The sequence below is a fragment of the Desulfovectis peckii genome, assembly GCF_055391705.1.
In genome coordinates this window covers 482349-508340 of sequence record NZ_AP042409.1, presented here as the reverse complement: position 1 = coordinate 508340, position 25992 = coordinate 482349, and the positions used below count along the sequence as shown (strand labels likewise).

Below are 25992 nucleotides of genomic sequence, written 5' to 3'. Positions count from 1 at the left end.
TTCTACAGGAGTGTCCCCCATTTTTATTAAAGAAACCGATAAACTATATTTCTCAAAGTTAAAGCTTGAGAAGTGTATTCAGTTTATTTATCTTCCTTTTTAGCGGCTAAAGCTTCTAAACCGGCTTTGACTTTTTCCGGTAAAGCGGGAACATCGTAAATCCTTACGCCACAAGCATTATAGATGGCATTGAGGATAGCCGCATGACCGGCAGTCAGGGGGCCTTCGCCTACACCGGAAGATCCGTGAGGTCCTGTGGGACGAGGAGTTTCAACATAAATGATCTCAATGTCATCGGGAATGTCATCGATGTAGGGGAGACCGCATTTTACTAAGTTGGTGTGTACCTTCAAGTCTTCAAAATCTTCTTTGAGAGCTAAACCGATACCTTGAGCCAAGCCGCCGTAGATCTGCCCGTCAACGGCAGTTTTGTTGGTAATTACACCGCAATCCACCACAGTTGTATATTTAACCACTTTAACTTTGCCGGTCTTCATGTCTACTTCTACTTCGGGCATAAATAATTCATAGACATAGTTGGAGAAAGGTTCTCCCTTGGCGGTTTCAGGATCACAAGGAGTACATACGGAAGCTACCCATTTGCCGTCATAACGCAACGGAACTTTATCAGCAACCATTTCTTCATAGGTGCGGTAGGTGCCGTCGGGTTTACGCATAGCGTTAAGCAACATTTCACAGGCTACCCGGATAGCATTACCCACCATTACATTGGAACGGCTGCCTCCGGCGGGACCGCTGTTAGGAGTATAGGCCATATCATTCATGACCAGTTTAATTTGCTCAGGTTTAATCCCCAGGGGCCGTAAGGTTTCATGGGCCATGGTCAGGGCACCTATATCTGCACCTTGACCGTGTTCTCCCCAGGATGCGCCAACAGTTACTCCTTCTTTAGTCAACTCTACCCAAGCTTCTGAAGTATCAGGACCGTCTAAGCCGCAGCCGTAAATACCCAGGGCTAATCCTACACCACGTTTCTTTTCAGGAGTTGATAATTCTTTGCAACGTTTCTTGGCTTCTTCATAATGAGGACGTAATTTATCAAACATTTCCTCCAAGCAAAATACTTCCGGAACCTGTTGGGTAGGAGTAGTAGCTCCCGGACGATAAATATTCTTATAACGAAGATCAAAGGGATCCATGCCTAATTTTTCAGCCAATACGTCCATGGCAATTTCCGAAGCCAGGAAAGATTGTGGTGAACCATAACCGCGGAATGCGGAACCCCAAGCATGGTTAGTGCAAACGGTACGGCCTTGACCACGGATATTGGGGATATCGTAACCGGCACCGATGAACTGGGCTAAACGCATAGTGAGCAGATCGCCGAATTCTGAATAGGGACCATGGTCGATAGTCCAGTCGGTTTCCATGGCCAACAGTTTTCCGTCCTTATCGGCTGCCAGTCTGCATTTAACAAATCCCGGAGAACGTTTACCTGTATAGGTAATATTTTGATACATATCAAAGGCCAGAGTAACCGGTCTGCCTGTGGCCAAGCATGCTACTCCCAGTAATGCCTCGATGGTGGGACTGAATTTGTAACCAAAAGTACCTCCGGTGGGGTTTTGCACCAAACGTAATTTTTCCGGCTCTACACCGATTCCCTCACAAATCATGGCATGGTGCAAATGTATGCCGATACTCTTAGAGTGAATGGTCAGACGGCCTTCTTCATCAATATAGGCACAACCGCAGTCCGGTTCCAGGGGCAGGTGAGGCTGCCGGCTGCAATAAGTATTTACTTCTATTGTTACCGCATCTTCCCGCTCAAAATAAGGCTTGGTCTCTTCTCCTTTTTTAATGCCCATTTCAAAATAAACATTAGGAGTACCGGGGTGAATTTCGATGGCATCAGGTGCCATAGCAGCAGGAGCACTCATATATGCCGGTAGTACCTCTAAATCAACTTTAACTTTTTTAGCCGCAGCCCGTGCATGTTCTTCAGTATCAGCGGCAACTATGGCAATGGCGTCTCCGTATTGGAATACTTTTTCATCACAAAGGATTGGCCGGTCCCAACCGTCACCTTTGTTAGTGGGGAAAGTAACTAAGCCACAGATGCGGTTTCTGCCTATAACATCTTTATGGGTAATTACCTTATAAACACCGGGCATTTTTTCAGCTTCTGAAGTATCAATGTTTTTGATAATTGCATGGGATACTTCCGCTTGTACCAAAGCTAAGCGCAGTGTGCCGGGCGGCATTTGCAAATTGACATCGGCACCGTAGTCCCAGGTACCGGTAACCTTTTGGATAGCGGAAGGACGATGATAGGTTGTTCCATAAATTTTGTTGCCCACAGGTTTGAAAAGCAGATCCTCTTTCCGCATTTCGCCCCGAATGACCTTGGCGGCAGCCATTACAGCGTCCACTATTGGCTTATAGCCGGTGCAACGGCAGGCATTGCGGTTCTTCTTGAACCAGGCACGAACTTCCTCCCGTGTGGGGTTGGGGTTTTTGTCCAAAAGCACTTTAGCCGACAGGATAAATCCAGGACTGCAGAAACCACATTGAGCACAGCCGTAAGCTATCCAAGCAACCTGTAACGGATGAAGGTTGTCAGGGGTAGCCAGCCCTTCAATGGTGGTAATATTAGCCTCATCGCGGACTCTTTTCATCTTCACGATACAAGAGCGTACTACTTCGCCGTCCATGATGATGGAACAAGTTCCGCATTGACCTTGATTACAGCCTACTTTACAGCCGGTGAGCAACAGCTGTTCCCGCAATACGCTGGCTAGGCTGGCTTCAGGGTCTACAAGCAAGGTTCTGGGGATACCGTTGATGTTTAATACCTTTTTTGTCAGCATTCTTTCAACTCCTTTGTTTAATTTATTATATTAAGGCCAAAGGCCCCGGTATTAACTACCCTTACCAAAGTAACAGTGAGGATAAGTGCAAGTATCACAGACATTACATAAACCGCCATGGGCTAAACTGATGATATCCTTACGGGTGATCTTCTCTCCGGCTAAAATCCGAGGAAGCACAAGATCAAAAACTGTTGTCCGATGGTACATTACACACCCGGGCAAACCTAAGATGGGAATATCATCTATATACGCCAGCATAAACATGGACCCCGGAAGAACAGGTGCGCCGTATACTACCACTTCCCCGCCGGCAGCTCGGATGCCGGCCGGGCTGACATCATCAGGGTCTACTGACATGCCCCCGGTAATAAGAACTATTTCCGCACCTTCTTCAATCAGTTCTTTTATTGCATTGGAAATCATGGAAATATCATCATTAGCATAAATCTGCCTGATAACCTGGTTGCCTAATTCTTCCAGCTTTCGCCGAATAACAGGACCAAACCGGTCTTTAATTCTACCGTGATAAACTTCACTGCCTGTGGTAACGATTCCCGCTTTCAAGGATTTTAAGGGTTTTACTTCAAAAACCGGGTAGTTTAGGCCTGCGATTTGCTCCACTTTTTCAATTTTCCCTTTATCTATCACTAAAGGGACCACCCGGCATCCGGCCAAAGTCCTGCCTTTTTTAACTACTTGGTTAGAATGGATGGATGCTACTACGATTTCATTAATAAAATTAATATCTTCTAAGGCCTGGGTATTAATTTTTAATAAGCCGTTCAGATCAGCCTTTAATTCCACTTTTCCTTCTTTAGGTTCTGTTAGGGTTATTCCCGGGCCGGTTATTGCCTGGGCAATCCTGATTGCCGCATCGTTTTCATGAAGGGTGTTTTCATTTATTTCCCAGACATAGAGGTGTTCTTTCCCCAGATTAAGTAATTTAGGTATATCTTCCTGTTGAACGATATGACCTTTTTTAAAGGCCCTGCCTTTCACTTTGCCAGGAACAATCTCCGTTATGTCATGGCACAATACCATTCCTACCGCATCAATTACAGGTATCGTTTTCATCTATCGGCATCCCCCCTTAGTAAAAACCCAGTGTTTTGCTTACTCTGCCAATTACAGAATCACTGTGTTTCTTTTTTCAAAATTTAATCACATGATTAAATTTCGAAAATTTGATAAACTCACTATGTTTGTATACGCAAAATTTATGCCAGCAAAAAGAAAAACCAACTTTCTTCGTGAAAAGCAAGTTGGTTTAAGGTTTTATCATTATTTCCTTAGATTTTAAAAAGAAGGCCACCTGTGACATTATGTGAAAAAAGTGTTACCTTGAATAAAATAGGTAACACTTTTTTCACACTTAGGTAACACTTAGCAAATTCTTATATTAGTTTTTTATTGAATAAAGACGCATTTTATTATAAATTGTTTTCCGGGAAACCCCCATTTCCCTGGCCACTTTACTGATGTTTCCGCCGTGTTTATCCAATAGAGCCAGGATTTGTTGTTTTTCCCTTTCCATTGCCTGTTTTTTCCTCTCTTCCCGGCTGTTTAGTGAAGAAGAGTAGGTTTCTCTACTTTTCGAATCGGCTTGGGCAGCCTCCCGCAATTCCGGGGGTAGATTTTTTACGGTGATGACTCCGTTTTCGGCAAAATGGGCAAAATGGGCAACCCGCTCTACCACGTTTTGTAATTCCCGCACATTACCCGGCCAATTATAATTCATTAAACATTCTATTACCCCCGGCTCCACCTGAAAGGTACAATTCCAGTCAGAAGACAACTTATCTAAAAAATGTTGAAAAAGAAGGGGCACATCTTCCTTACGCCGCCGTAGCGGTGGAATGGTAATAGTGATTACATTTAATCTATAAAATAAATCTTTGCGAAAAGTGCCTTTTTCCACTTCTTGCCGCAAGTCTTTATTAGTGGCACAGATTAAACGCACATTCACCGGAATCATCCTGGTACTACCGATCCGGGCTACTTTTTTTTCTTGTATAACTCTAAGTAAAGCTGTTTGTTGTTCAAGGGGCATATCCCCGATTTCATCCAGAAATAAAGTGCCTCCGTTGGCTAATTCAAATTTCCCCGGTTTGCCACCTTTTTTGGCACCGGTAAATGCTCCTTCTTCATAGCCGAACAGTTCACTGCCAATTAACTCCCGGGGGATGGCTGCACAGTTGACGGCTACAAAGGGCCCGTTGCTTCGGAAGCTGCCGTTATGGATAGCTTGGGCAAAAACCTCCTTACCTGTACCGCTTTCTCCTTGCAATAAAACGCTGGAGCTGCTGACAGCGGTGAGTTTGGCTAAACGAATAATTTTCAGAATTTCAGGACTCTGGCTGATAATATCTTTAAATTCCAAGCTTGCACTATGTCCACTCAATCTGTTTACCAGATTTTGTACTTGATTAATGGGCCGAATAATAATTATTCCACCGGTTACTTCTCCCTGTTCATTGATGACAGGTTCTGAAGAAGCCAGGTAATAACTGACCCCCTCTTTGTTTTCCACCATAATATCCACATCGGAAAACTGTTCATATATAGAAAACTTCTTACCTTTTAAAAAAGATGATCTGAATTCAAACAACTCACTGACCGGCGCTCCGATAATATTTTTTTCACTCCGGCCTAAAAGAACCCGGGCCGCCGGATTTACTTCTGTCACTTTTCCGTCTTTACTGACAATAATCACACCGTCGGAAACGGTTTTAAAGAAGTTAGTCAATCTTTTATTTACCAAAGCTAATTCATTATTTTTCTGTTGAATCCTAAGCTGAGCCATAATAGCCTCTGCTGCCGCCACTACCATGCCCAGTGTATGTAAGTGAGAGGCATAGGAAGGACCTGAAATATCAAGAATGGCTGTAAGATTTCCTCGGTTGTCAAAAATCGGGGCAGCGGAACAGGTTAAACAATGATGCTTCTGACAATAATGCTCCGGGCCGGATACTTGGACATGTTTCCTCATTACCAACGCAGTGCCAATCGCATTGGTACCTGCTTCTTCTTCACTCCAATTTGATCCGATAAAGAAATTTCTGGTTAAGGGCTTTTGCATTGAATGTTTATCAGCAAAGAGCTCGATAATATTCCCCTTTTCATCTGTTAAAACAACAACAAAACCGGTACCTCTAACGAATTTATAAAGATTGGCCATAAACGGCCTGGCTATTTGAATAAGGTTCTCTTTTTCTTTTCTTACCTTCCTAATTGTTTGTTCATCTAGAGAGCGGTGGATTTCGGGATTAAATGGGTCGATTCCTAAAGAATAACACCTTTTCCATGATTCCAATATGGGAAGACGAACCTCTACCCCATTTTCCCTACCTGTACGGATAAATTTTTCCCATTGAGTATAAACATAATCCTGCTCAGTTAATAAAACCATACTCATTAAAATCACCCCGTACACGAAATCCGACCAAAAAGAAAAGCTTTTTATTACACTATATCATTAACCGATGAAAATTAACAGTCACAATTTCACCCCACACTTAGCTCGGTGCATTTCAAAAATCTTTTTCATAATGGGAAGTTTTAGTAAAAGGCTTTTCTATGCCGGTATTTTGTATCCGGTTATTTTCATCGACAAAAATTACGGTGGGCCGGTGCCTTTTGGCTTCCTCGTCGGTTAAATATGTATAACTGATGATAATTACGATATCGCCGGGTTGAACCAAGCGGGCGGCGGCACCGTTAAGGCAGATGACCCCGGAACCGGGAGGGGCGGGAATGACGTAGGTTTCCAAACGGGCCCCGTTGTTATTGTTGACGATCTGCACCTTTTCGTTGGGCAGAATATCGGCAGCTTCCAGGAGTTCACTGTCAATGGTGATACTGCCTACGTAATTCAAATCGGCCTCGGTAACCCTGGCCCGGTGAATTTTTGATTTCATCATCACTCGAAACATGTTTATTTCACCTCCGGCAAAAAATTATCAAAATCTATAGCCAAAACTATTTAACCTTTTTCCAAGATTTTTTCTTCATCTGTTAATAAGTCTTTGTCTTTCGGCTTTAATACATGCACCTCAATTGACAGGGCTAAATTGATTATTTTTACTGCAATTAAGGTATTCATCATTAAACTAAACCGCCTCTATCTCAAATGGATTGTTAGCAATGTCCTCTGCACTTGCTTTATACAGTTCGTCAAGGAATTGAATCTGAAAGCTCCCCGGACCCTTTACCTTTTTTTCAGCGCGGGTTCCCGCCAAATTGTATACCGCAGTACCGGTAAGAGCCGCAATAAACGGTGATGCAGCCGTTGCATAGACCGCGACGACTCCACCCAATGAACAGCCTGCTCCGGTAATTTTAGGCATAAAGTGCGACCCTCCATAAGAGTAGGCGATAACAGTTCCATCGGTGACTAAATCCGTTTCTCCGGATACAGCAACCGCTCCGCCTGTCCATTTGGCCAGTGAGACAGCGGCAGTCTTTGCCGCTTTTACAGAATCCGTGGAATCAACACCACGCACCTTGGAGGTAGCCGTTCCACCCTCTAACTCCCATAGACCGGCCAGAGCAATAATTTCCGAAGCATTTCCTCTGATTATATCGGGTTTGTATTCTTTAAACTGCCTTAACAACTGAGTTCGCAGGGAACCAATCCCCACAGCCACCGGATCCAGCACCCAAGGCTTACCTGTATCATGCAATACTTTTGCTACATAGGGTAAAGCCTGCTCATGAATCGGTAAAAGTGTGCCGACGTTTATATAGATAGCTCCGCCGGCTTTGGCCAAAAACTCACCCTCTTCGGGTAGATAAACCATGGCGGCGGAGCCGCCGACGGCCAACTGAGCATTGGCTACAAAATTAATCGTAACCATATTGGTAATTGACCCGGCCATTGGATTCGTCCGCTTTACCGTTTCCACCGCTTGAAAAATTTGCTTTTGAATCTCCTCTTTAGTCATTTCCCCTTCTCCTTTTATTGGTATAACCTTTAAAAAAAAAGCGCTCCCTCATAAGGAACGCACTTCTTCATTAATACTTAGTTGCTTCCCTACGACAGTGTTAACTGACAGGTTCAAAGGGTCAGGTTTTACCTTCTCAACTCAAAATGAGTTCCCCCGCAACTTTTCTTATAAAATATCTCTTGTAACCTTATGGTGTCAAGTTCCATTAAGTTTTGCAGGAACCTTGTTCTCCTGAAGAAGTCAAAAATATGTGACCGGACCTCCACCCACGCAACATGGAAGAAGCAAATCAACTATGGTACAACAAATCGCTTCAAGTAATTTATATACCGCGAACGAACCGAAATATAGTAGATAATATTCAATATTAAAAATGCCCCTATAACTACTAAGAACTGCTTAAAAACTGACGAATACAATACTGTTTGCAGCACAGTGATGGCAAAATAAGTGTGCATGCCGGCAAGAATAAAAGGCACAAAAAACAACACTGCAATTTGAATACTGGCTACCTTTTTCATTTCATCAAAACTTAAACCTAATTTTGATATGCCAATATATTTGCTCTTTTCCCGGTTCAAGTCGGTATATAGCCTGAAATACAAAAAGCTACTGGCTCCCAAAAAGAATATTGCCCCCAGGAAGAACCCTACATATAAAAACAATTTCTTGTTTTGATTCTCCAAAGTATATCCTTCTATCCTCGTTGACCAGAAATATTGGCCCCGTTCACCTACCCCAAGTTCTTCCCTTAGTTTTTCAGTAACTTCAAGAGTGTTTAGCCAATCGGGAATATCATAGGAATATGAATGGTATTTTTCCTGTACACCGGTTATTTTATTATAGGTTTCATCATTAACGACAATCAAGTTTTGAAACAAGCCGGAGTAGAAGATAACTTTGGGCGCTACTCCAACTACTTTAAGATTTATTTCTCCGTTATCAAGGGAAATGCTTTGCCGGCTTAATGTCTTATCTCTTTTGGGATCATATCTTACATAGACCGGAACCAATAATGTCTGATCCTTATCCAGAACCGCCTGCTCCAATCCCAGGGCAGCTGCCCGGTTGTTATAATCCGACTGCCTAATTATATGGGCTACTTGATTGTTATGGGAAACCTGCTTGATCACTTCACTTTTGTATTTTTCGTACTTAAAGCCATGACTTGCCAGCATTTCATCAATTGTTTTTATGTGTTGCCCTTCATTTTCATTGCCGCTATATGAGGTGTAAGTGAGGGCAAATGGATTGTCTTTTAGGGCCTCATCCTTAACCACTGAACTTAGGGCATATACTCCGGTTATAGCAGTAAAGGCAACCGCCGAAAGAATAGTTACTAAAAAAAGCATCCGTGTATTATCTCTCATCCGGTAAATGAGATCCGAAATCCATAGCATATTGGTTTTATGCAGGTAGAAACTTCTCTTCCCCTTCAGCCGGTGTAATACAAAAACACTGAACTGGGAGAAAAACAAATAAGTGCCCATAACCACTGAAGTTGTGATTATAATTTCAGCATATGGGAGGTCTTCAATGAATAAAACAACCTTGTCTAAAAACGGGTTTAAATCATACAATTGGGGAGATAAGGCCATAAAATAACCTAAACCCAACAACAGCACTGCGGCCAAAGATTGAACTTTAGAAAACTTTATCTCCCTGTTAGGTCTTTTTGTTCCCTTTAACAGATTAATGATGTTACTTGTGCGTATGATAAGCGGAGTTAAAGCTGATATACCCAGGAATATCAATATAAAGAATCCTGCGGTCAACAGTATCGCTTCAGATGGAAAATAAAAAGACAGGGAACCAAAAGATAAAATGCTGCTTAAAAGCATTAAAAAAAGCTTGGAAAATACCAATCCCACGGTGATACCGACAATAATGGCTAAACATCCGATGATCATATTTTCCAGGAAAACCAGCCGCCTAAGCTGTTTTTTGGACATTCCCAGTATCATCAGAATGCCGAATTCCTTGCTACGCACTTTCAAAAAGGCGCTCACTGAGATCAGCACAAAGAAAAATGAAAATAGGAGGATTGCCAGTTCAGTTTGTCCGATGATCAGTTCAATTGCCCCGCCTCTTTTACTTACTATAACGGGGTGAAACATATTAACGGCAAAGGAGAAAAAGACCATAATGGTAAAAACACTGCTTAGAAAATAGGCCAGATACACCCTTGTATTTCGTTTTACATTATTTAAAGCGAATTGCAGAAATGTCATCTGCTTCACCCCCCAGCAGCGCAAGCACGTCGATTATCTGCTGGTAAAACTTCTGGCGGCTATCCCCGCGATGAATCTCATTAAAGAACCGGCCGTCTTTTATAAATATCACCCGATGGCAGTAACTTGCGGATTTAGCGTCATGGGTTACCATCACCGTGGTTACTCCCGTATCCTTATTTATGCTTTCAAATAGCGCCATTACATCTTTGGCCGCTTTGGAGTCAAGATTTCCCGTCGGTTCATCTGCCAGCAAAAGCAAGGGGGAGTGAATAATGGCACGGGCAATGGCAGTGCGCTGGGCCTGTCCGCCTGATACTTCATAGGTCCTTTTCGCGAGAATATCTTCTATATTAAGCCGGGCAGCTACTTCTTTCAGTTTTTTATCCATGGTAGAAACTTTTTGCCCATCCAGTGTTAAAGGAAGCACAATATTCTCGCCGATGGTTAATGTATCAATTAGATTGAAGTCCTGAAAAACAAAGCCCAGCTTCCTTCTCCGGAACAATGCCAGCTTTGAATTGTCAAGTTTATAAGGATTTTCACCGTTGATCAGTACCTCACCGGCCGTGGGGGGATCGATAGTGGAAATTACATTAAGCAGGGTTGTCTTTCCACTCCCGGAAGGGCCCATGATGCCGACAAATTCCCCTTTTTCGATCGTCAAGTTGATATCTTTCAGTGCACTGTACGGTACCTTGTCTCCATATATTTTGGAAATATGACTTAGTTTTAAGATCTCCAATTTCCAAACATCCCTTCGTCTTTTGATAGCTTTATTGTAAGGTAGCCGTGCACCGCCTGCTATCGATGTTCATTACATTAACCTTACAGCGATGTAAGGTTGCTTTTAACCGGTAAAGACAATGCGAATAGTTGTCCCTTCTGCCGGTTTTGATTCCAGCTCAATTCGGTGTTGTAATTTTTGGCACACCTCATTTACCAGGTATAAACCCATGCCCGTAGATTCACCGAACCTGCGTCCGTTTTCACCGGTGTAAAAGGGTTCAAAAACGCGCCGGATATCTTGTTGGGGAATGCCAACACCCTGATCCTTTACTTCCAAAATCTTACCCTTTTCAGTCTCATAAGCCGAGACAATCACTTTTTTGTTTTCCCCTACCGTGTATTTAATAGCATTAACCAATAACTGTTCTACTATGAACTTAAGCCATTTCCGGTCGGATTTAACCGACATGTTCCCATCCACTTTCACTTCCGGATAAACCCTTTTGCGGATAAAATACCTTTTTTGCTCATTGATGACTTCAAGCACAACGGAATACAATGAAACGGTTTCTACAGAAAAATCATGTTTAAAACTGTCCAGCCTGGCCATATGTAGCGCCATGTTTAAACCTCTGTTGATACGCTCAATCTCTTGGCGGATATTTTCTGTATAAGGCTCCCCTTCGTTCTCTTGAAGTATTAAGTGAATTACCGATATCGGTGTTTTCATTTGATGCACCCATTGATGAATAAAGGTCAAATGTTCTTCCTGTTTCCGTTTGTACAGCTGGATTTCTTCCCGGTATAGATTATATTGTACCCGCAGCAGCCGGTTGACAGCTTCCGAGACAGGTGCGCTTCCGGCCGAAGACAGGGTGTCTTCAAGTTTAGCAGGCAGGTTAGTCAGCTTTTCATATAACATTTTCTGGGAAAAATAACGGTATAACAAAAATATTCCCAGCAGGAAGGTACTTAAAAATATGAAGTAATAAACGTTTTCTGAAGTCTCAAATCCCCCTAGCTTGTGATAAAAAACAAACAGAAAAAGCATATTGAAAAGGTATAACATTACAAATGACAGATGGTCTCTAAAGAATATTTTCATTAAATTTTCCTCCAGGTTACATTCAATCTGTATCCATGTCCTCTAACCGTTTCCAGCGCCTGATCAATACCAATTTCTTTAAGTTTTTTTCTCAGACGGGCCACATTCACATTTAACGTATTTTCATCGATAAAGGCCTGGTCATCCCAAAGTTTTTCCATAAGCACATCTCGACTTACAGCCCTCGGGGATTTGCGCATTAATGTTTCAGCAAGTACAGCTTCCTTTTTGGTCAGCACAGTTGAATTATTATTAAAATGCAGCTCCGGCCTTTCGGGGTACAAGGTAAGCCCATCTAACTCTATTTTTCTTTCTTCAGACGAATGGTGGGCAAATGCACCATAGCAGCGCCTTAACTGGCTTTTTATTTTAGCAATTACTACATCGTAATAAAAAGGCTTTGTTATATAATCATCCGCCCCGCTTTCTATGCCCATCACCTGATCCATTTCACCGTCACGGGCGGAAATTAAAATGATCGGGTTCGTTGATATCTGTCTAATCTTTCTACACCAATAATAGCCGTCGTATTTGGGCAAATTGATATCCAGTAAAACAAGATGTGGGTTCGTCTCAATAAATGTATCCAAAACTTTATCAAAATCACTCACCGTTACAGTTTTGTATCCATACTTCTCAATGTGCGAGCTAAGCAGCTTTGCTATAGCGGCATCATCTTCAACCAGCATTATTTTATATTCCATACTCCTATCATCCCTCCTTACTAAACCCAGTAATGATATAACTCCTTCATGTTAGCAAATCATCTCTTTTATGTCATTTAACTTATAATATTATTATACAGTTAGGGCTTTACCGCCAAATTGTTGCCCATGCAGGGCACACAGAAAAACCCGCTTCTTTCAAAGCGGGTTATGTATTATCCGGCTGCATATTCCCTCATGATCATCTTTCTTCCTTATAGATATTCCACATGTGGTTAAGGGGTCCACATCCTTTTCCCAGATCAAGCATTGACTTTAATGCACCTGATACATAATCCTTGGCCAATTGAATTGATGTCTCCAAATCCATGCCTTTAGCAAGACCGCAAGCGATAGCACTGGATAAAGTGCATCCGGTTCCATGGGTATTTTCATTGTTAATTTTCTCACTCATAAACCATTTGAATTTATGGTTATAGTACAACAAATCATTGGCATCGTTTACCCTATGCCCGCCCTTGCAAAGAACCGCGCACCCGAATTGGTTGCTGATAATTTCAGCCGCTTTAATCATATCTTTTTCATTTGTAATGGTTATTCCCGATAAGACAGACGCTTCCGGAATATTCGGTGTCAATAAGACTGCCTGAGGGAACAAGCTGTATTTCAAGGTTTCTATGGCATCATCCTGCAGAAGCTTTGAACCGCTTGTGGAAATCATTACCGGATCCACAACAATGTTCTTTGCATTATAAAATTTCAGCTTTTCGGATATGGTTTCAATTAATTTAGCCGATGAAACCATGCCAATCTTGACAGCGTCCGGATAGATATCGGTAAAAACACTGTCCAGCTGTTTGCCTAAAAATTCCGGTGTAACCTCCATAATGTCTGTAACGCCGGTTGTGTTCTGGGCCGTCAGGGCCGTAATCGCACTCATGGCATACACACCAAGGGCGGTCATGGTCTTAATATCTGCCTGGATACCGGCGCCTCCGCTTGAATCGCTTCCGGCTATCGTTAATGCTGTTCTCATATTCTTCTCCTACCCTTTTTATATTTTAGTTTATTCTTTCTAGCAAACTATAAAAATCATCCCACTTATTTAAATAGATGTCACAGATTGCCTTAATCTCTTCCCGGTCTTCCATGCTAGAAGCATCATATACTCCTACTGTCATGAATCCGGCTTTTTTTGCCGTGCGAATTGCGTACAAAGCATCTTCAAAAACCCATGTTTCCTTTGGAAGTGTTCCCATATACCTTGCGGCAGCCAGATAAATATCCGGCTTTACTTTACCGGCACCGATTTCCGTACAGGTAAATATCCGGTCAAAATAATTCATGACATTAAGTCTCTTTAAAGCTCTTTCCACAACCTGCCTGTCACTGGACGTTGCCGCCACCATTTTAATTCCCGCTTGCTTCATGTCTTTTAAGAATTGTTCCACGCCTTCCTTTAGTGGAACCTGATAAGAATAAAAATCTTCAATGGTGCGGTTAATTCCCGCCATTATTGCAGGTATATCCATATCCAGGCGGTACCTGTCCTTTAAAAATTCAGCTCCTTCGGTCATGCTCATGGAAAACATAATTTTGCTCAAGCCGGGCTCTGCCTCAATCCCCATACTTTTTAAAAACATTTCCCCTGCCTTATCCCAGACTTGCATGGAATCTAAAACGGTTCCATCCAGGTCAAAGATTGCTCCTTTAATCATAGCTTCACCAGCTTTTGGGTTAACTCTTTTAATTGGGCAGTAGCCTTCACAATGTCAGGCTGGGCAAAAATTGCGCTGATAACGGCTATGCCGCATATTCCGGAGCCTGACAATTCCATTATGTTATCTTTGTTTATGCCCCCAATTGCCACAACAGGTATACTTACTGTTTTACAGATTTCTTTTAGGGTTTCATAGCTTACATGATCCGCATCAGCCTTGGAACCGGTATGAAATACCGCCCCCACTCCCAAATAATCCGCTCCTCTTTTTTCTGCCAATACCGCCTGTTCCACTGTCTGCACTGACACTCCAAGAATTTTATCTCTACCGATCAGTTCGCGTACTTTGCCGGCTTCCATATCCTTTTGCCCTACGTGTACTCCGTCGGCATCCACCGCTATGGCTATATCTACATTATCATTGACAATAAAAGGTACCTGATATTTTTTACACAATTCTTTAATCACTTTTGCTTCCGCGAGAAATTTTTCCGTATCCAGTTCTTTCTCTCTAAGTTGCACAATGGTGGCACCGCCTATCAGCGCCTTTTCCACCGCACTTTCGAGGGTTTCACTGCCAAGCCAGGACCTGTCGGTGACAGCATATAAAAGTAAACTCTTCTTATCGAATTTCATACTTTGCTCCTCTCTCCAGGCTTTCTCCATCCATGTTATAAATTGCATCAATAATTCTGTTCCGATATGTGGAATTTCCATCGCCAGGCTGCATATTGCTCCATCCTATTTCTCCCGCCAGCCCCAGGGCACAGACAGCAGCTGCGGCTGCCTCAAGTTCATTATCCGGATTGGCCACAAGAAAAGCCGTTATCATTGCAGAAAGCTGGCAACCGGTGCCGGTGATTTCTGCCATTTCCGCCCTGCCATTTCTGATGACATAGCATTTATCTCCATCGCTAACAAGGTCAATTGCCCCCGTAACTGCTATAATACATCCTGCCTTTTTGGCAAAGGCTTTTACAAAAGTTATTCCATCGTCAAGGGTATCTTCGGTTACGGCATCTGCAACATCAGCTTCTACACCCTTTGTTCTTCCACTTCCCAGGGCCAATGTCTTGATCTCAGAAATATTACCTCTGATCCCATTAAACTTAATCTCTTTAAGCAACTTGAGGGCCGTATCTGTACGCAGCCTGCTTGCCCCTGCCCCAACCGGATCAAGCAAAACCTTATGCCCCAGTTGGTTTGCTTTTTTTCCGGCAAGAAACATGGCGGGGATGGTATTTTTGTTCAGGGTTCCGATATTAATATTCAGCCCTCCACAGATGGAGGTGATTTCTTCCACTTCCTCCGGATCATCAGACATGATCGGTTTAGCCCCACAAGCAAGAAGCACATTTGCCACATCATTTACCGTTACATAGTTTGTAATATTGTGAATAAGCGGCATTTTTCTACGGACGTTTTCCAAGCATTTTTTCATCATGGCATCTCCCCCTTAAATTACAAACTGATGGCCTGTCAGCAGTACAAAAAAACTGCATACATGCCAACAAAAGCATATATGCAGTAATTCATATACGCAGAAATTCCTGCAAATTTATTTCCCTACGTTGGCATTACCCAAGTCAGGTTCTAAGGGTCTAAGCAATACAGCTTACTCTCAGCCTGCTTAAAGCAAGCTCCCCTTTGTTATTTAGTTTTAATTATTCCATATCGCATAATTATGTTATATACCGTATGATTATATTACAGCATAGCAATAAAAATCAACCTTAATAATTCACCATAGTGTAAAATTGTTGTAAGAAAAAAGAAATAAGATGCCAGCAGTAAAATAAAGAAGCTTGTCTCGCCAAATTGTTGCGTGCAGAGCACACACAAAAAAACCCGCTTCCTTCAAAGCGGGTGATATGCTCCCTGTCAAGTAGACAGATGAAAAAAGAAAAGCTGTATAACCGGACTACCAAAAATGGGGTCCAGTTTTTTTATGCCGCACTTTCGGATAACCCATCAATACTGTTTGTACTCACGCAGCAGTAAATACCGACCATCTTTTTTTGTATTAGTGTGCAAGCCATTTGCCCTAAGTTTTAGAATACTGGATTTTACAAGAAAGAATTTATATTTGCCTGAAACGCAAATGGGCTTAAAGCAATAAAAAAAGCCATAAAGTCTAAATAACTCTATGGCTAATGTTTGAAACCATCTGTTCGTGGGAACATATCAATGGGTTTTGATAAGCTTTAATAAAAACTGACGCGAGAGGACTTTCTAAAAAACATCCTCAATACGCTGCCTTAGGCAAGCAATTCTCCAAAGAAAATAATACATCGGCTAAATCAGATTCAGAATAAAAAAATTAAAGGAGGCTTGCCATGAATAAGAAAACAGATTTTATAATAGGGATGCTATTTGCAGCTGCTACCATAACATTTATAGTATTATTTCTGACCAATGATATGTTCTTTAATTGGGCATTTGAAAGGCATCATAATATATTAAGCTGGTATATAAGGCCTTTATTTATTATACCGATGGTTATATTTGCGTTTAAGAAAAGTTTTACCGGCATATTCGCTTCAATATTCGCTCTGTTTACAAGTATGTTCTGGTTTCCTGTCCCAGCTACAAGTAATCCTCAGGTTTTGGAATTTTTAGCTTTTGAAATGGATTACCTTAAAAGTGCATGGACCGCTCCCAAAATAGTTATGAGTTTGGCAGTACCCCTATTTTTCTTTATGCTTATTACAGCAGCATGGAAAAGAAACTGGAAATGGCTTGTAGGTGTCATCATAGGGGCAGCTGTGCTGAAATTTATTTGGAGCATTGCATTTAGCGGTGAAGCAGGCATATCTATTCTAAAACCTGCAATATTGGGCTTAATTATTTGTATATGTGGATTAAGCTATTTTTTTAAGAAGCAATATGAGAATAGATAAAAATTTTTTGTAATTGGCGATGCATCTTTCTCATATTTTGCTACATCCTTGCTCAAAGGGTACATAATAGGTAGACTACAAACCGGCTAAAAGTGCCCGCAATTGGGCCTTTTTATTTTCATTTCAATCCCTCATAGGTAGGCTACAAACGGAAAATCAGGGCCATTTCCGAGTGTAAATGACGGTTTTCAATTAGCTATTAAAGGGATACGTGATGATAACTCACAGAAGATTGAACAAGCCCGGGACATATTTGTTGAATTGAGTGGGTTGTTACCGAAGATGCCTTCCAGTGAAAAGATTATGGTGGAGGACATACATAGTATGTTGTTAGAGGAATACGAACAGGTTACTTGCTAAGGAAGTTAAAAATCAGTCCGGCTATAACCTTGTAACTCCTGAATATCTACCGGAGCGTTTTCAGTATTACGGAATATTTATGCGGAATAATCCAGGGATACCAACTGAAAAGATGGTAAAACAATTGTGGTATGACCCGGAAAAATTTGAAGTGTTAATGGTAACAGAGATGAAAGGCGACAGTACATCTCTGGAAGGGCGAATAATCTTCACAGAGGATTTAGAAGGACCAGGTAAAATTAGCGACATCTCCGCTTGGGCTAAGCATATTTGTAGTTATGAGTTTACTAAAAATGAAATTCACATTCAGGGATATATGCTTGTAAACGATGAAGGTAACCGAGACGAATACGAAAAGATATCGAAATCCTTGAAAGAGTAGCAACGTGTCAGTTGCCTTATAAAACTTTGATGGGAGGGGTTCTTTCCTGCCTGGAGAAGGTAAAGGTTAATCTTGCTGGCAGGGTCGTTGAAAGATTTTGTTGCGGAGAGCGGAACAAAGTAGGCCATTTATCCGCCTATTATTATTATTGAGAGATTTTTTAAAGTAGGTTTTTAGTGATAAGAAATTTTTTTGGGGCGCGGAAAAATGTCCAAAAAATTACAGGTAATTATCCTGATTGTCTTATCTTTATTAATAACAGTGACAATAACTGCTTGTTCAACGACATCCTGGAAAGTAAAAAGCCAGCTGAATAACCCTACTCAGATAGAAGTACATGAGAATTATTTATATTTTTTAGACACATATTCTGCAATAAAAATATACGACCGGGGAACAATTTATGATCTCACATCTTGGTTGCCTGAGGGGTTTAAAAAGGAAAATATAATAATGGAATTTGCCGTGGTAAACCCCTCCGAGATAGCGGCTCTAACCGGCTCGAGTCTCTACATGATTGATGTCCGGAAAAAAGAGAACAAAAAGATCTTTTCGGATAATGACAACTATACCTCAATGGATTTGGATCAAAAAGGTAACTTTTACCTGGTATCAGCTAAACAGGTATTGAAAATAACACCAGAGGGAGAAAAAAAACTGTTTTTTGCTTTTGAAAACCTTCCTTCCGATCAACAACAGGAAGATGCATATTTTAGTGGAATTTTTGTGGGTAAGAATGATCACCTGTTTGTGGAGCTTCATCAAAGAATACCCTTCAGCAGCATAGTCTTCGAATTAGATGGTAAAGGAAGCATAATAAATACATATGATCTGCGGAAAATCATAGCAAAAAGCTTTTCCACAACTTCTTCTACCACTAGAATATTAGATTATCAAGATTTTTCTTTATATATCGTGGACACTGGTGGAAATCTTTACAAATACAGGCCGGGTACCGGCAGTTTGCGCAAACTTTTTGACATAGCCTTAGATAACTTTCACTATTGGCGTGTGATAGATCTTGTTAAAATAAGTGATGATTTTGATGAATACATCTTATTGGTTACCGATTCAGACACGGGTAACTTTGTAAGGGTATGGAAACTACTGAAAGATGGAACACCGATAGGAAATTTTATCAGCACTGAAGTCACCAGAGATTAAAACTGGAGACTAAAAAAGAAGAGGGGGGGTTTAAAACCCCCTATTTCATTAACCGGTATATACGTAAGCCAGCACTGGCCGATGGTCTGAGTTGTCAATTTGCAGTACTTGACTCTTTGAAGTATCTACTGAAACACCCCGCTTAAACCAATCACCGTTTTTAACATTTGCCAACTTTTCCATAGATGGGCGGTTTTTTTTTCGTCGATCCCCAGGGGTTTTTGCATTATTACAGGTCGACGGAAAATTTTTTTAGCTTTATGTTTAAATAGAAATCTGCCGGTACCCCTGCCAGCACTTCATTTAGCAATTCTATAAAAGCTTCCGCCACTTCCCTGTCAGTGTAAGTAAAGTGGTAAGTGTAACTGTCCTGGAGGCGGGAATGGCTGACGTGAAATACCACATACTTGACTCCGATTTTAAGGGCAGTGTGGATTTCCTTACGGTAGTGCTCTACTAATGCAATTGGGGAATCACTGCCATAATAGTCTTTATAGGCCCAGTTACCTTTAAATTGCTTATTTAGTTCTTCAATATCACCTTTCCAGAACTCAAGCCAGGAGAGCCAAAAGCTCATGTGAAATCCCTTGATCAGTTCCGCCGGTATAATGGATGGCTCCCATGGGTCATATTGTAATTGGGTGGAAAAATTCATTAACTTAAGCAAATACCCTCATTTCTCCGAACCTTCATTACTTTAGAGCAAAGCTTAAAAAAGCCTGTTTTTGAAAAAGTCCAAGGCCTATACTTTATGGCTTTGCTCCAACTTCATTATAAAAGTTTCCGATGAATAATAGCTTTTTTGTATTATACGACAAATACAAAGCGCTAAACCTGCCATAAGGAACGTCCCCATGACAGGCCCGGTTAAGGGTAAAAAGCTCATAATTGTGTCATTATTCTGAAAATCTATTGAATTTATCCAAAAAAAGGTATAAAATCTACATAACGAACTACCCACCAGTTAATTGCCTAGTTAAATTTGAAGTGAAGATTGCCAAGCAGTTTGATTTCATAAGCTTGAGGTGTATCCGCTTTGTCAACGGAGATTAAGGCGCTAATGCCTATTAAAGGGAAGTATTCTGCCAAATAGGATAAAAATAGTCTAATTAAGGAGGATTTATATGGCAATAAAATGGACTCCTAACTTGTCGGTCGGTGTTAAACATATTGATGATCAACACAAAACATTGTTTGAAAAGGCGAATATGCTGTTTCAAGCCGGAAAGGAACAGAGAGCAAAAGAGTATATTGGTCAAATGCTTGATTTCTTAGATGAATACACAAAGCAACACTTTAGAGATGAAGAAGCCTATATGGAAAAAATCGGCTACCCTGGGCTGGAAACTCAAAAAAGAGCACACGCAAACTTTATTAGTGAACTTGCCAAATTGAAAAGCGAGTATAACAAAAGCGGCGGTAATCTTCTGGTCATAATTAATGCCAATAAATTGGTTGTAAACTGGCTTACGAATCACATAAGTACCATGGACAAGAAAATAGGTGAGTACGCAAAAAATCTTTAATTTTTAATTAATCGACTATAATAATAACGCCAACCACTCTATTTGTGATTGGCGTTATTATTATGGCTTCAGTCTTTCTTTTAGCTCTTTAATCTTTGTCTCTATTATAGATATCACTTTTTTAAATTCTTCATCACCTTTGCCTGTGGGATCATCCAGTCCCCAATCTTCCCGGTGTTTACATGGAAGGTAAGGGCATTCTACATTGCATCCCATTGTAATAACAATATCTACCGGAGGGATTTCATCAATGTGCTTTGAATACTGGGTTTTCTCCATGTCTATATCATAAAGCTCTTTCATTAGGCGCACAGCATCCTGGTTAATTTGAGGCTTTGTTTCCGTGCCGGCAGAGTAGCTTTCAAAAACATCTCCTGCCAAATGCTTACCAAGGGCCTCAGCTATTTGGCTTCGACATGAATTATGAACGCATATAAATGCCACCTTAAGCTTATTACTCATTGGCCATACCCACTTTTTAGCTTCTTACCGGGAACCAGTGTCTTGTGTTATTTGCTATCTTTACAAGCGTCAACATAACAGGCACTTCTGTAAGAACACCCACAATGGTAGCAAGGGCAGCCGGGCTTTGGGTGCCAAACAATGAGATTGCAACGGCAACCGCTAATTCAAAAAAGTTGGATGCACCAATCAAACTGGCAGGCGCTGCTATTTCATGGGGAAGCTTTATAGCTTTGCTTGCCAGATAGGCAATGAAAAAGATTAGGAAAGTCTGAATAATTAATGGTATAGCAATTAAAACAATGTGCAGTGGGTTATTCAGAATTACATCTCCCTGGAATGAAAAAATTATTATCAATGTTAACAATAAGCCAATGGTTGTAATATTTCCAAATTTAGGTATAAAACTCTTTTCAAAGTAATTAAGTCCATGCTTTTTGGTAATGTAATTACGGGTAATTGCTCCACCAGCCAGCGGAATAACAACAAACAATACTACGGAAAGGATAAGAGTATCCCACGGTATGGTTACACCGCCCACACCCAGAAGAAAGGCAACTATAGGCGTGAAAGCTATGAGAATTATAAGATCATTTGTTGCCACTTGCACGACGGTATAGGCTGGGTTGCCTTTGGTTAAATAACTCCATACGAATACCATCGCTGTACACGGTGCTGCCCCAAGAAGTATCGCTCCCGCAAGATAGTCTTGTGCCAATTCTGCCGGAATTAGAGATTTAAAAATTACAAAGAAAAACAGCCATGCAATGCCGAACATGGTAAAAGGCTTTATCAACCAGTTGGTTACCCAGGTTAAAAATAATCCCTTTGGGTTTTTACCGACATTTTTGATACTCTGGAAGTCAACTTTGAGCATCATCGGATAAATCATAAGCCAAATTAGTATGGCAATAGGTATTGATACATTTGCATATTCGAAACGTTCCAAAAAATTTGGAATTCCGGGCAGAAACTTACCAATCAATACCCCTGCAAACATACATAAAATAACCCATATGGTTAAATACCTTTCAAAAAAACCAATTCCACTGTTTTGTTCCTTACTCATAGAAATCAATCCTTCTTTCTTTCTAAGCTACCAAAAAAATTAATTAAGTTTTGTGGGATTTCATACTTCTCATTATCTGATGAAGGGACTGAATTACGGCCACCTTAAACCTCTTTCATGGATTTTGGCGGTTGGCAATCAAGCAATACCGGGGCAAAAATCCTTTTTAACAACATTGATTATCAGATTTTTTATTTTTGTACGTCTTACAAATACAGTCTTCTTTGTCGCTTGTTATATATGCAATAAAGGTTTTGAGTTCATCTATTTTCTCCTTGTTTAAGGTATATCTCATCCAAGCCCCATCACGTACTGCATTTACAAGGCCGCTTTCAGATAAAATTTTCATATGATAGCTAAGAGTGGATTGAGAAATGCTGAATTCTTTTAAAATATCGCATGCACACATTTCTCCGCAGGATAGCATATCAATAATCTTTAATCGCGTTTCATCTGACATGGCCTTAATTGCAGGAACATATTCTGCATATGAATGCTTCATAAAAATTACCTCCTGTATATTTATAAACATCAATGATATCGAATTTTTTCGATATTACAATATATCAAGCATATCGATAGTTGTCAATATGATTTTGCAATATGTTAACTAAAAAACCGCCGACTAAGATGCCACTCACCTTAATCGGCGGTCAAATCCATTTTATATCTGCACCAATTTCGACTCCCATTTTAAACAGCACGCTATGTATTCTCAAAATGTGCATTTTGGCTTTCAGAAGAACCGTCTCTGCAAGTTTTCAACAATACCTTCCTGCGAAACGAGAAAAACAGCACTATAGCGTTCAAGAGCGCCAGCTCGACATTCAGCACCGCGGGAACGGCGCTTATACATCGTAACCGGAAAGCACTTGTATGATCGGATTTATGATTTGGGCTGCCGCCTGATCCGGAACGGCATTTGGCACCTTCGGCAATCCCATGGTGAGCTTGAGATCTTCCATGCCGGAAACATGGTTATACAGAAAAACTGTTTTGACGACCAACGCATCCGCAGGGGCACCCACGGAAAAATTCTCATATCCCTTTTCTCTATACCATTAGTTTATTAATGAGCAGGGTAACTTTTAAAATTAAAAAATAGACTTGATCACTCTATAACTGTCCATTTGCCAAATTGTACATCCGGTGCAAAATCATTATGCTCACCAAGCATCTTTTCCATCCAAATCATATCGTACCAGGTATTAAACTTATATCCCACGTTATGAAATCTTCCTACCAGAGTAAACCCCATCTTCTTATGAAAGCGGTAGCTAACATCAGTAAGGTGATCATCTTCTTTTACAGGAAGGGCTATGCAAGCATTCATATTTAGAATTCCCATATTTTTTAAAGATTTTTCTAATGCGTTATAAAGTAATTTTCCGATACCCATTCTATGTTTGCCCTGTTTAACATAAATAGTTGTTTCTACAGCCCAGTCATATGCTTTAGGAGCCCTAAAAGTATTAGCATATGCATATCCTAATATTTCTCCGTTATCTACTGCCTTTATATAAGGATATTTTGACGATATCTTTACGATTCTGCTTTGAAACTCCTCTAAAGTCGGCACGTCATGTTCAAATGTAATTGCAGTATCTCTGACATAGGGGCCATATATTGAAAGTAGTTCTGAGGCATCTTCTATAGTAACTTTATCTATTCTCATACACACATCTCCTTAAATTATTTGTATTTCATCTCTTTTCGGATTGTCAAAGCCTTCCGATATCACGTCTTAATTTTTGCCGTTAGCAGATATGCCGTTAATCAGCTTGCTAAGTTCTTCTTTGCTTACGGCAAAATCACGCACATCTTTTCCATATTGTTGATTCGCCCATTCCCGCGTGTACTGCATGGAATAGGGGGCTAACCCGTCATCTAGGTTGAAATTGATATACTCTACGTTTCTAATCAGGGCAAACATAATTATAGCATTATTTTTAAACTGTTGTTGACTTGTTTCATCACTATAAGAATTTTTGGTTTTTGTATCTGTTTTTAGGTTGACAGTGATCCCATAAGGCTCACTATCAGTAAAAAGCTCAAAGGTGTCGTAAACTATGTTTTGGGGAAAGGTTAATAAAGAAATGATAGCCCCAACCTTTGAGTTATCGCCTACATAATCGGTTTTATTTTCCCAAAGCCGCGAAACAATAGTTCTATCATCCGGTTTAGACGGCATTGGGTCGGCAAACAGGCCAAAGCCGACAACTACGGCTGTAACCAAAACAACAGCAATCAGCCAAAAACTCGGTTTTTTATAACTTAACACGTTTTTAATCCTCCCTCTCTTACATCCCCCTCGCCAAAAGCAAGAGGGCTTCTATTTAGAACATGCCGTCTTCATTCATTATTTTCAATACCCTTTCGTCACAGGTTAGCCCCATATCCATGCTCATTAACCCGAATGCAAACCATGCCACTTATTTCTACACTTCCTTATGCTCGTCAATCAATCTTTTCAACTCTTCCGCCTGCTGTTTGCTTAGTTTTTTTCCGCCGATAAAAGCCGCTAAAAACTTCGGCAAAGATCCGCCAAAGGTATCCTCAACAAAACGTCTACTTTGCCGGGAATAATATTCCTCCCTTGTAATCAAATCAGTCTATATCTTATAGACCAAGTTGTCAACGGTTATGAAGCAGATTTATCGAATCAAAAATTGCCGGCAGATGTTATCGCAAAAAAAATAAGGGTTTCCTGACATTGCCACCTCCGGCAAAAGATACACTTTCCCGGCCGGAATTGAGAACTCTGTTATATCAGTAACCCATTTGACGTTTGGCGCATCTGTGTGAAAATCACGCTTAATCAAGTTGTCCGCAACGGGCACACTTTCACTCTGATAGGCGTTATATTTACGTCTTTTTCAGGACAACAACTAGGCCACATTCCGACATTATGCGTCGCACAACCTTTTCGGAAACACGTGTCCCTTCCCGCGCTAATAAGGCGTGGATCCGGCGATACCCATAGCGCCCACTATTATTTTTAAAAAGCTCTATGATACGGTGCTCTAGTCTCTCGTACTTGGATGGTAATGAGGCAATTTTTCGATGGTAGAAATAGCTACTACGGGCCAACCCCAAGCAATGAAGTAACTCCTTTAAAGGATATTGATTTCTCAGGGCGTCGACCAGAAGAGTTTTTTCTTTGTTAGTCAGGTTTTTCGGATCGACGCCCGGGTCTTTTTTTATGATTTCTACAGTCCGTTCCAAGATGTCTTTCTCAAGTTTTAATTTATTAATTTGGCGCTTCAATGCTTCTATTTCAGACAAAAGAGTATCTTATCATTAGGTAGAAGCTTGTCATTTTTACTAGCCACTGTTTTGTCTGCACCCCCGGGCAATAGATTGTTTTTCCAGTTATACAATGTTACCCGGGTAATGCCATACTTTTTTGCTATATCTTTTGCAGTGCCGGTTCGGGTGCATAGTTCAAGTACCGCTTCTTTTTTCTGCTTTGGGGTAATACTAATACTACCGACACGTTTACTGTGATAATCTGGCAGTAATTCATTACACCATGCTCTTAATGTATCTTCTGAAGGGTACCCCAAGGCCCTAATTGTTCGTGATAAATTGCGGCCGTGTTTCAGGTAGCATTCCACAGAATCTTTCTTTTGTTCTAACGAATACTTAGAGCTTTGTGTATACGGTTCAAATAAAACCCTAGTTTCTACGTGTGTCCTGTACCACTTTCTCAAGGTTTTTCGGTTCCGGGTAACTAAGTTCACGAATTACATCTGCTGCACATTTATCGTATTTAATGTAAAGTCTAATCGCTTTTTTGCGTTCTTCTCTTCAATACATGCGGACATCCTCTTCTCTCAGCTAGAGTCTAAGATTTTGTCCGCATGTCCTTATAGGGATTTTATCACCGTTTTTAACAC

28 protein-coding genes and 2 riboswitches are annotated in these 25992 nt (G+C 40.9%); of the genes, 4 read left to right on the top strand and 24 right to left on the bottom strand.

Annotation, left to right across the window (positions count from 1 at the left end):
• Positions 1-83: 83 nt before the first annotated feature.
• The 14 genes from ACZ5NG_RS02565 to thiM (ACZ5NG_RS02500) form a co-directional block, all read right to left on the bottom strand.
• Positions 84-2831 (bottom strand): molybdopterin-dependent aldehyde oxidoreductase, encoded by a 2748-nt coding sequence (locus ACZ5NG_RS02565; protein ID WP_464252433.1) that lies wholly within the window; start codon positions 2829-2831, stop codon positions 84-86.
• A 51-nt stretch (positions 2832-2882) separates the two neighbouring features.
• The gene (locus tag ACZ5NG_RS02560; protein WP_464252432.1) at positions 2883-3908 is read right to left on the bottom strand and encodes a molybdopterin-binding protein; all 1026 of its coding nucleotides are present in this window, start codon (positions 3906-3908) and stop codon (positions 2883-2885) included.
• Positions 3909-4233: 325 nt separating this feature from the next.
• The gene (locus ACZ5NG_RS02555; RefSeq protein WP_464252431.1) at positions 4234-6249 is read right to left on the bottom strand and encodes a sigma-54-dependent Fis family transcriptional regulator; all 2016 of its coding nucleotides are present in this window, start codon (positions 6247-6249) and stop codon (positions 4234-4236) included.
• Positions 6250-6364: 115 nt separating this feature from the next.
• Positions 6365-6766: an aspartate 1-decarboxylase gene (gene panD / locus ACZ5NG_RS02550; RefSeq protein ID WP_464252430.1), complete on the bottom strand. Its 402-nt coding sequence runs from the start codon at positions 6764-6766 to the stop codon at positions 6365-6367.
• A 50-nt stretch (positions 6767-6816) separates the two neighbouring features.
• Entirely contained in the window at positions 6817-6939 is a 123-nt protein-coding gene (locus ACZ5NG_RS02545) for a hypothetical protein (RefSeq protein ID WP_464252429.1), read from the bottom strand.
• 4 nt (positions 6940-6943) lie between these two features.
• Positions 6944-7777, bottom strand: a complete 834-nt coding sequence (gene thiM, locus ACZ5NG_RS02540; protein ID WP_464252428.1) for a hydroxyethylthiazole kinase — start codon at positions 7775-7777, stop codon at positions 6944-6946.
• Positions 7778-7845: 68 nt separating this feature from the next.
• A riboswitch (TPP riboswitch) is annotated at positions 7846-7945 on the bottom strand.
• Positions 7946-8073: 128 nt separating this feature from the next.
• The gene (locus ACZ5NG_RS02535; RefSeq protein WP_464252427.1) at positions 8074-10011 is read right to left on the bottom strand and encodes an ABC transporter permease; all 1938 of its coding nucleotides are present in this window, start codon (positions 10009-10011) and stop codon (positions 8074-8076) included.
• The gene (locus ACZ5NG_RS02530) at positions 9983-10756 is read right to left on the bottom strand and encodes an ABC transporter ATP-binding protein (protein ID WP_464252426.1); all 774 of its coding nucleotides are present in this window, start codon (positions 10754-10756) and stop codon (positions 9983-9985) included. The genes ACZ5NG_RS02535 and ACZ5NG_RS02530 overlap by 29 nt, the downstream gene beginning before the upstream one ends.
• A 105-nt stretch (positions 10757-10861) precedes the next feature.
• Entirely contained in the window at positions 10862-11689 is an 828-nt protein-coding gene (locus ACZ5NG_RS02525; RefSeq protein WP_464252425.1) for a sensor histidine kinase, read from the bottom strand.
• Positions 11690-11844: 155 nt separating this feature from the next.
• The gene (locus tag ACZ5NG_RS02520) at positions 11845-12549 is read right to left on the bottom strand and encodes a response regulator (RefSeq protein ID WP_464252424.1); all 705 of its coding nucleotides are present in this window, start codon (positions 12547-12549) and stop codon (positions 11845-11847) included.
• A gap of 202 nt (positions 12550-12751) precedes the next feature.
• Complete coding sequence (thiD, locus tag ACZ5NG_RS02515) at positions 12752-13546, bottom strand: bifunctional hydroxymethylpyrimidine kinase/phosphomethylpyrimidine kinase (RefSeq protein WP_464252423.1); 795 nt, start codon at positions 13544-13546, stop codon at positions 12752-12754.
• A gap of 25 nt (positions 13547-13571) precedes the next feature.
• Positions 13572-14228 carry an HAD family hydrolase gene (locus tag ACZ5NG_RS02510; protein ID WP_464252422.1) on the bottom strand — a complete coding sequence of 219 codons (657 nt, stop codon included), beginning with the start codon at positions 14226-14228 and terminating at the stop codon, positions 13572-13574.
• On the bottom strand, positions 14225-14866 hold the full coding sequence (gene thiE, locus ACZ5NG_RS02505) for a thiamine phosphate synthase (RefSeq protein WP_464252421.1): 642 nt from the start codon (positions 14864-14866) through the stop codon (positions 14225-14227). Before thiE ends, ACZ5NG_RS02510 begins: the two co-directional genes overlap by 4 nt.
• A complete protein-coding gene (gene thiM, locus ACZ5NG_RS02500) occupies positions 14853-15674 on the bottom strand; it encodes a hydroxyethylthiazole kinase (RefSeq protein WP_464252420.1) in 822 nt (273 codons plus the stop codon). The genes thiE and thiM (ACZ5NG_RS02500) overlap by 14 nt, the downstream gene beginning before the upstream one ends.
• Positions 15675-15775: 101 nt before the next feature.
• A riboswitch (TPP riboswitch) is annotated at positions 15776-15887 on the bottom strand.
• A gap of 679 nt (positions 15888-16566) precedes the next feature.
• On the opposite strand from thiM (ACZ5NG_RS02500), the gene ACZ5NG_RS02495 reads away from it, so the two are divergent.
• The 3 genes from ACZ5NG_RS02495 to ACZ5NG_RS02485 all read left to right on the top strand — a co-directional run bounded on the left by ACZ5NG_RS02495 (position 16567) and on the right by ACZ5NG_RS02485 (position 19036).
• Entirely contained in the window at positions 16567-17130 is a 564-nt protein-coding gene (locus ACZ5NG_RS02495) for a hypothetical protein (protein ID WP_464252419.1), read from the top strand.
• Between the two features lie 484 nt (positions 17131-17614).
• Complete coding sequence (locus tag ACZ5NG_RS02490; protein WP_464252418.1) at positions 17615-17872, top strand: hypothetical protein; 258 nt, start codon at positions 17615-17617, stop codon at positions 17870-17872.
• A 207-nt stretch (positions 17873-18079) separates the two neighbouring features.
• Positions 18080-19036, top strand: a complete 957-nt coding sequence (locus ACZ5NG_RS02485; protein WP_464252417.1) for a hypothetical protein — start codon at positions 18080-18082, stop codon at positions 19034-19036.
• 229 nt (positions 19037-19265) lie between these two features.
• On the opposite strand, the gene ACZ5NG_RS02480 is transcribed toward ACZ5NG_RS02485, so the two are convergent.
• The gene (locus ACZ5NG_RS02480; RefSeq protein WP_464252416.1) at positions 19266-19703 is read right to left on the bottom strand and encodes a hypothetical protein; all 438 of its coding nucleotides are present in this window, start codon (positions 19701-19703) and stop codon (positions 19266-19268) included.
• Between the two features lie 457 nt (positions 19704-20160).
• Here ACZ5NG_RS02480 and ACZ5NG_RS02475 point away from each other — a divergent pair, with 457 nt between their 5' ends.
• Positions 20161-20562, top strand: coding sequence for a bacteriohemerythrin (locus ACZ5NG_RS02475; RefSeq protein ID WP_464252415.1), 402 nt, complete (start codon positions 20161-20163; stop codon positions 20560-20562).
• A gap of 60 nt (positions 20563-20622) precedes the next feature.
• On the opposite strand, the gene ACZ5NG_RS02470 is transcribed toward ACZ5NG_RS02475, so the two are convergent.
• From ACZ5NG_RS02470 to ACZ5NG_RS02430, 9 genes are all read right to left on the bottom strand, one after another.
• The gene (locus ACZ5NG_RS02470) at positions 20623-21024 is read right to left on the bottom strand and encodes an arsenate reductase ArsC (protein ID WP_464252414.1); all 402 of its coding nucleotides are present in this window, start codon (positions 21022-21024) and stop codon (positions 20623-20625) included.
• A 16-nt stretch (positions 21025-21040) separates the two neighbouring features.
• Positions 21041-22093: an ACR3 family arsenite efflux transporter gene (arsB, locus tag ACZ5NG_RS02465; protein WP_464252413.1), complete on the bottom strand. Its 1053-nt coding sequence runs from the start codon at positions 22091-22093 to the stop codon at positions 21041-21043.
• A 166-nt stretch (positions 22094-22259) separates the two neighbouring features.
• Positions 22260-22595 (bottom strand): ArsR/SmtB family transcription factor, encoded by a 336-nt coding sequence (locus tag ACZ5NG_RS02460; protein WP_464252412.1) that lies wholly within the window; start codon positions 22593-22595, stop codon positions 22260-22262.
• 346 nt (positions 22596-22941) lie between these two features.
• Positions 22942-23121 carry a hypothetical protein gene (locus ACZ5NG_RS02455; RefSeq protein WP_464252411.1) on the bottom strand — a complete coding sequence of 60 codons (180 nt, stop codon included), beginning with the start codon at positions 23119-23121 and terminating at the stop codon, positions 22942-22944.
• A gap of 83 nt (positions 23122-23204) precedes the next feature.
• Entirely contained in the window at positions 23205-23768 is a 564-nt protein-coding gene (locus ACZ5NG_RS02450; protein ID WP_464252410.1) for an N-acetyltransferase family protein, read from the bottom strand.
• A 69-nt stretch (positions 23769-23837) separates the two neighbouring features.
• Positions 23838-24374, bottom strand: a complete 537-nt coding sequence (locus ACZ5NG_RS02445; protein ID WP_464252409.1) for a DUF4825 domain-containing protein — start codon at positions 24372-24374, stop codon at positions 23838-23840.
• A 157-nt stretch (positions 24375-24531) separates the two neighbouring features.
• Entirely contained in the window at positions 24532-24699 is a 168-nt protein-coding gene (locus ACZ5NG_RS02440) for a BlaI/MecI/CopY family transcriptional regulator (protein WP_464252408.1), read from the bottom strand.
• Positions 24700-24958: 259 nt separating this feature from the next.
• Complete coding sequence (locus ACZ5NG_RS02435; protein ID WP_464252407.1) at positions 24959-25378, bottom strand: IS3 family transposase; 420 nt, start codon at positions 25376-25378, stop codon at positions 24959-24961.
• A complete protein-coding gene (locus ACZ5NG_RS02430) occupies positions 25366-25710 on the bottom strand; it encodes a transposase (RefSeq protein WP_464253097.1) in 345 nt (114 codons plus the stop codon). Before ACZ5NG_RS02430 ends, ACZ5NG_RS02435 begins: the two co-directional genes overlap by 13 nt.
• Between the last annotated feature and the right edge of the window lie 282 nt (positions 25711-25992).